This is a genomic window from Tritonibacter sp. SIMBA_163 (genome assembly GCF_046535935.1).
Lineage (GTDB): Bacteria > Pseudomonadota > Alphaproteobacteria > Rhodobacterales > Rhodobacteraceae > Epibacterium > Epibacterium scottomollicae.
In genome coordinates this window covers 1-247 of sequence record NZ_JAWJBP010001023.1, presented here as the reverse complement: position 1 = coordinate 247, position 247 = coordinate 1, and the positions used below count along the sequence as shown (strand labels likewise).

Sequence of the window (247 nt, the reverse complement as noted above, 5' to 3'; positions counted from 1 at the left end):
ATCACGGTGACCGCCTCATTGCTTTCGTTCGATCACAGCCTGTTGCGCGCGGCTTCCGGGCTCGGCGCGCGCCCCTGGGTCGCGTTCAGACGCGTGACCTTGCCGCTCATCACGCCGGCCGTTGCGACCGGCAGCGTGTTCGCTTTCGCGACCTCGTTCGATGAAGTGATCGTCATTCTGTTCATCGGCGGCCCGGATCAAACGACGGTGCCCCGGCGCATGTGGAGCGGCATTCGCGATTCCATCG

The 247-nt window shown here is 64.8% G+C and carries 1 protein-coding gene; it reads left to right on the top strand.

Annotated features, from left to right (window positions below; translation table 11 throughout):
* Nucleotides 1–247: ABC transporter permease (locus R0J92_RS25430; protein WP_411053731.1), on the top strand; the 247-nt coding region annotated here is incomplete at both ends.